Source organism: Marinobacter sp. ES-1 (genome assembly GCF_000475255.1).
In the GTDB taxonomy this organism is placed as follows: Bacteria; Pseudomonadota; Gammaproteobacteria; order Pseudomonadales; family Oleiphilaceae; genus Marinobacter; species Marinobacter vinifirmus.
In genome coordinates this window covers 1-4,449 of record NZ_AXBV01000004.1, presented here as the reverse complement: position 1 = coordinate 4,449, position 4,449 = coordinate 1, and the positions used below count along the sequence as shown (strand labels likewise).

The window sequence follows — 4,449 nt, the reverse complement described above, 5'->3', positions numbered from 1 at the left end:
CACGATGGGCCGGAATATGCACACGAAGGGTGATTGGTCTCAAAACAGTCTGCTAAGAGGCTCTAACAAGGGTTATGGATCTGTACTGCGAACGCGACCAGCGAACAGTGGCCTCTGGAATTGCCCAAAAAGGGCGCAAAGGGGCTCGAAAAAGGCGAATTGGAGGATTTACGAGCTATACGCCATCTTCAGCATGGCTCAGTCAGTCGTCAGGAGCGGGTACATCCCCTATGGCCTGCAAGCACAAACGCTAAATTCCCCCTCGCTCATTCAAGAAATGATATTAGCTAGCTCCCACATTCTGTGGGGAATTACTATGAAAAATTGGATGCCAAAAATTTAAAAAATGGTAGTACATTCCCCACAAATTTTGGGGATTGATATTTGACAAAGAAATAAGTTGGGATAGCATTTTGGTGGCGGCTCCCTTTATGTGGGGAAAAGGTCAGAGTTCCCCACATAGATAGTTATGTGGGGAGGAACTGGAAGGGTATTTTGGAGAGAAAGCGATGCTTGGCAGCCAAGATGAGCTTGAGCAGTTGGTAAAGAGCGGCCCTGAGATGGCAAACAAAAGGTTCTACATCGCTGCGGACGATCTTAATCAAGACTCAAGACTGTTCATACAGAGCATTCACGAGCAGATCCAGAGAGAGCTGCGAATTATTGCTCTGCAAGGACAAAAGATAGCGGATGCGTATTGGGATGGCATCAAGGCCATTAGAGAAAGTGATGGTGCAGACGAGGCAAAAACGTACCTGGGAACCAGGGCGCGGTTGCACAAGGGTTCGGTAGCCTTTGACTGGTTTCGCCAGCGTCCGAACCCCAACCCGGATAAAGGGGGCAAGAAGTCGACGACCAAGGTATTCTCCCGCTATCTCAAGAAAGGCAATCAGATGAGATACTCACGGCATCACTTCGCCCGAGATCCTGATTGGCTCAAAGAGCTGGTTGAAGAGGCCGAAAATGGCTACGAGCTGCTGAGGAAGAGATCTGCAGCACTTACGCAGATGAAATTCCGGCTGCGGGAGTACGAAAGGCTGCTGAACCAAACCTACGGTGAGCCGGAAGTAGAGAGTGCAGCGGAGGCAGAAGATGAAGCGGACGGTGAATAATATGGGCAATTCTGTATCAGCGACAGAGCTGGCGAAACTCGGCAAATTCGAGATGCTGGTAATCCCAAATCGTGAGCACGGGGCATGGTTCCGTTTCCGCAAGCCAACGGACTCTATCGACTCTGTAGCGACAGAACGAGGCGAAGCGGCGGGAATTCTGATTCTAGCGGTGCTTATCGCATTCTGGTCACTCTATCGGTAGGTTTGCTACACCGGTCAAAAAATAGGCAGCAATTTCAGTAGGTTTGTTGCACCGGTTATAAATCACACAGTTTGCACCGGTAGGTTTGCTGCAAAGAGCCGGCCTGGCCGTGTTTTCTGGCTGTACCCACGGCTCGAACGCCCCAGGAACCGGTGCAACAAACCTACCGATTGCACCGGAAACCAGTGCAGCAAACCTACCGATCCGCCCTCCTGACACCATTCTTCACCATAAAGTCTGCGAGCGATTTTCCTGGCTCCGAAGGCCCGGCAGAGCCTTCAACCTTCGCCATACCTTCTGATATGAAACGGCGAATGAGCTGTTCGGGTGCAATACCCAGATCAGAGGCGTAACGCTCAAGCCGATCGGGCATTGAGTCTGTATCTCGGTAACGAACGTAAAACTCTCTCAAAGCTCATGCCTCCTGGTTACGGTTATGGGAATCCTTTTGGGCGACACCACAGTAATTATCACCACGATCTCACCGCTGTAAAACTGTACTGACAGCACGCTAGCTCAACTTTGTTACGTCAGAACAAACCATTGATTTTTATATAAAAATAAAGTTTTCAGGCTTGCATTTTAGTTCGTGCATGGGATTATTTAAAAAAAGGGAGGTAATCATGCGCAAACTGAAAACTATCAGCTGCGTAATACTGGCCACTACTTTGGCCGGTTGCGCAGCCACCCCACGCACATACGATCAGGACCAATCACGGGCGCTCAATTTGGCGCGCGCTGGAGGTATTTATGACCAGGATTTACGGGACTCACCGGATGGCACGACTTCTTACAGGCGCAGCTTGGTTGGTAGAGCTCTGGATATCACCAGGTTAGCGACATCATTGGATGCACCATTAAGACACCTCTCCGGCGTACAGACCCTGGCTTTTAATGCTACCGACATCATGAGTACACCGGACAAGCCATCTGCTCGGCCAAGCTTGATTGGTTGGATGCCGAAGTCCGTCGCGTCCGATGAAAACCAGGCTTATGAAAAATATGTTGAAGCAGTCGACACTGCAATTGAAGCTGTTGCTGGTGATATGAGTCTGGCTGCCAGCAAGCTGAATGACGTCAAAGTTCCTGAAATTGATGGCAGGCCATTAATGCTCTGGTCAATTGAAAGCGAACACTACGGCTGTGGAGCCGGAGAATGCATTATTGCCTACAACATCCGGCAGCCCTATGAGTGGAAAACACCTGCGTTTGTCCACGGTGGAGAGCTGGAGAGTTACAACATCCCCGCCAATCATCCTGAAAAATATTCACGATTTATCTTCCGTCAGTCTGGCGATACTGCTGATTTCCCGATGGACGAATTTTATCGAGCCATCAGCGAGGAACTCCCACCCTGGATGGTTATATATTTTCCACCCAACGTAGTATTTCAGGGCGGTGAATCAATTTCTTACCCAATCATTTACGAAAATGGCTCTCAGCTCCTGTTTAAGGAGCCCAACCTATGAGCCTTTGGCACACTGAACTGGAAATCGCCCTTTGGGCACTAGAGGACCTGCCGCTGGAAAGTACTGGTTTGACCACAGTCATTAGCAATCTTCTTTCACAGGCCTTTGTATATCATCAGTGTCGAATTGGGTTCGTAGAAGACCGCTATAGTCGAATGGTGACTCTTCTCCACTCCTGGATAGAGCTTCCGGATGGCTGGTGCATCGATCTTACTCTCCGGAAGTGGCTTGATGACGATGATGATATCCCCCATGGCGTATTCCGATTCTTTGACCATCCAAGAGTGAAGTACCAAGGGTCACCTCTTCGGGTTGCTTCTCTGCATGAAGAACAACTTGAAGCTCTCACAGATTGTAGTCATTACAAGGTCCGTATTCCGCTGGTACGGTACGGTGCGGACAACAGCTGTATAACCTGAATCATACAGACGATAGCTTCTGAAAAGGGACAATCAAATGAACATAAGAATACCGAGATGGGAATGGAATCTTGGCGGCACTATCGCTCTCGGAGGTCTTCTGGAGTGGTGGTTTAAGGATTTTATGTCCTTTCCCCACCTTTTAGTAGTGCTGTTTTGGCTGGTAATACTTCGCATCATTCTATTTGGCATTGGCCAGCTCTGGGATGTGCTAACCGGTAAACATATTGATCAAACGGGTAAGGAACTTGATGAGTTTGTCGACGACTTTCAAAAAAAGATCAAACACCAAATTGAAGAAACCGGTCGCGATTTCCTCAAAGGCAATACCATTGATGATTACAGAAAAGCTCACCCCGAGAGCTTCGAGGGAAAAGAATTTAAAGCGTGCCATAACTGCGGTGACCGATCGATATGGGTTAAACAAATGGGCATAACCCGCTATGGCATCCACAACCAACACATCTGCAGAACCTGCGGCACCGCCTTATGGCGCTCAAACTTATGATGAACTTGGTTCCGTTAAGGTACACATCAACGGAACCAGGTAACCAGCTCCGCAGATAACCAAAAGAACCATCTAAAACAGACCGGCCTCACGGAACCATCTATAGCAGACTGAGAAAGAAAAATGTTCATCCGAGCTTACCTGAGAGCATCAACCCGGGAACAGAATGCCGATCGGGCAAAGGAGTCTTTGATTCAATTTGCCGAACAGCACGGCCACCGGATCGCAGCTTTCTATACTGAGAATGTTTCCGGAGCAACTCTGCACCGGCCTGAGCTGATGAGGCTGATTGCTGAGTCCGGTGAAGGCGATATTGTTCTGGTGGAACAAATTGACCGTCTTGCCCGTCTCAAACAGAAAGACTGGGATACTCTGAAACAAAAGTTGAACGCCAAACGGCTTTCAATTGTTTCACCGGAACTACCCACAAGCTGGCTGGCTCTGGATCGGAAGGATGAAACCGGCTTCACCGATTCTATCTTGCAAGCCGTGAACTCCATGATGCTCGATATGCTTGCCGCCGTGGCCCGCAAAGATTACGAGGATCGCCGCCGCCGTCAGTCCCAGGGAATTGGTAAAGCCAGGGCCGAAGGCAAATACCGAGGGCGGCAACCAGACATCAAACGCCGTCAGCACGTAGCCAGTCTGTTGCGCACTGGCCACAGCTACAGCGAGATTCAGGACATACTGGGATGCTCCAGGCACCTGATTGCCTCTGTGTAAGCGTCCGCCCATCACA

Annotated in this window: 5 protein-coding genes; all 5 read left to right on the top strand. The window is 49.5% G+C overall.

The genetic code is table 11. The annotated features are described in order from the left end of the window. The first annotated feature begins 509 nt into the window (after nucleotides 1-509). The gene (gene mobI / locus Q668_RS00500) at nucleotides 510-1,112 is read left to right on the top strand and encodes a conjugative transfer protein MobI(A/C) (RefSeq protein WP_022987617.1); all 603 of its coding nucleotides are present in this window, start codon (nucleotides 510-512) and stop codon (nucleotides 1,110-1,112) included. Between the two features lie 825 nt (nucleotides 1,113-1,937). Then, complete coding sequence (locus Q668_RS00490) at nucleotides 1,938-2,783, top strand: hypothetical protein (protein WP_022987615.1); 846 nt, start codon at nucleotides 1,938-1,940, stop codon at nucleotides 2,781-2,783. After that, complete coding sequence (locus Q668_RS16665; protein ID WP_081697519.1) at nucleotides 2,780-3,202, top strand: hypothetical protein; 423 nt, start codon at nucleotides 2,780-2,782, stop codon at nucleotides 3,200-3,202. Before Q668_RS00490 ends, Q668_RS16665 begins: the two co-directional genes overlap by 4 nt. A 37-nt stretch (nucleotides 3,203-3,239) precedes the next feature. Beyond that, a complete protein-coding gene (locus tag Q668_RS00480; RefSeq protein ID WP_022987613.1) occupies nucleotides 3,240-3,710 on the top strand; it encodes a hypothetical protein in 471 nt (156 codons plus the stop codon). Nucleotides 3,711-3,833: 123 nt separating this feature from the next. Next, on the top strand, nucleotides 3,834-4,433 hold the full coding sequence (locus tag Q668_RS00475) for a recombinase family protein (protein WP_022987612.1): 600 nt from the start codon (nucleotides 3,834-3,836) through the stop codon (nucleotides 4,431-4,433). Nucleotides 4,434-4,449 lie beyond the last annotated feature (16 nt).

Excerpts from the sequence above, each read along its gene's own strand:
- mobI (WP_022987617.1), top strand. The coding sequence starts at position 510 with ATGCTTGGCAGCCAAGATGAGCTTGAGCAGTTGGTAAAGAGCGGCCCT.
- Q668_RS00475 (WP_022987612.1), top strand. The coding sequence starts at position 3,834 with ATGTTCATCCGAGCTTACCTGAGAGCATCAACCCGGGAACAGAATGCC.
- Q668_RS00490 (WP_022987615.1), top strand. The coding sequence starts at position 1,938 with ATGCGCAAACTGAAAACTATCAGCTGCGTAATACTGGCCACTACTTTG.
- Q668_RS00480 (WP_022987613.1), top strand. The coding sequence starts at position 3,240 with ATGAACATAAGAATACCGAGATGGGAATGGAATCTTGGCGGCACTATC.
- Q668_RS16665 (WP_081697519.1), top strand. The coding sequence starts at position 2,780 with ATGAGCCTTTGGCACACTGAACTGGAAATCGCCCTTTGGGCACTAGAG.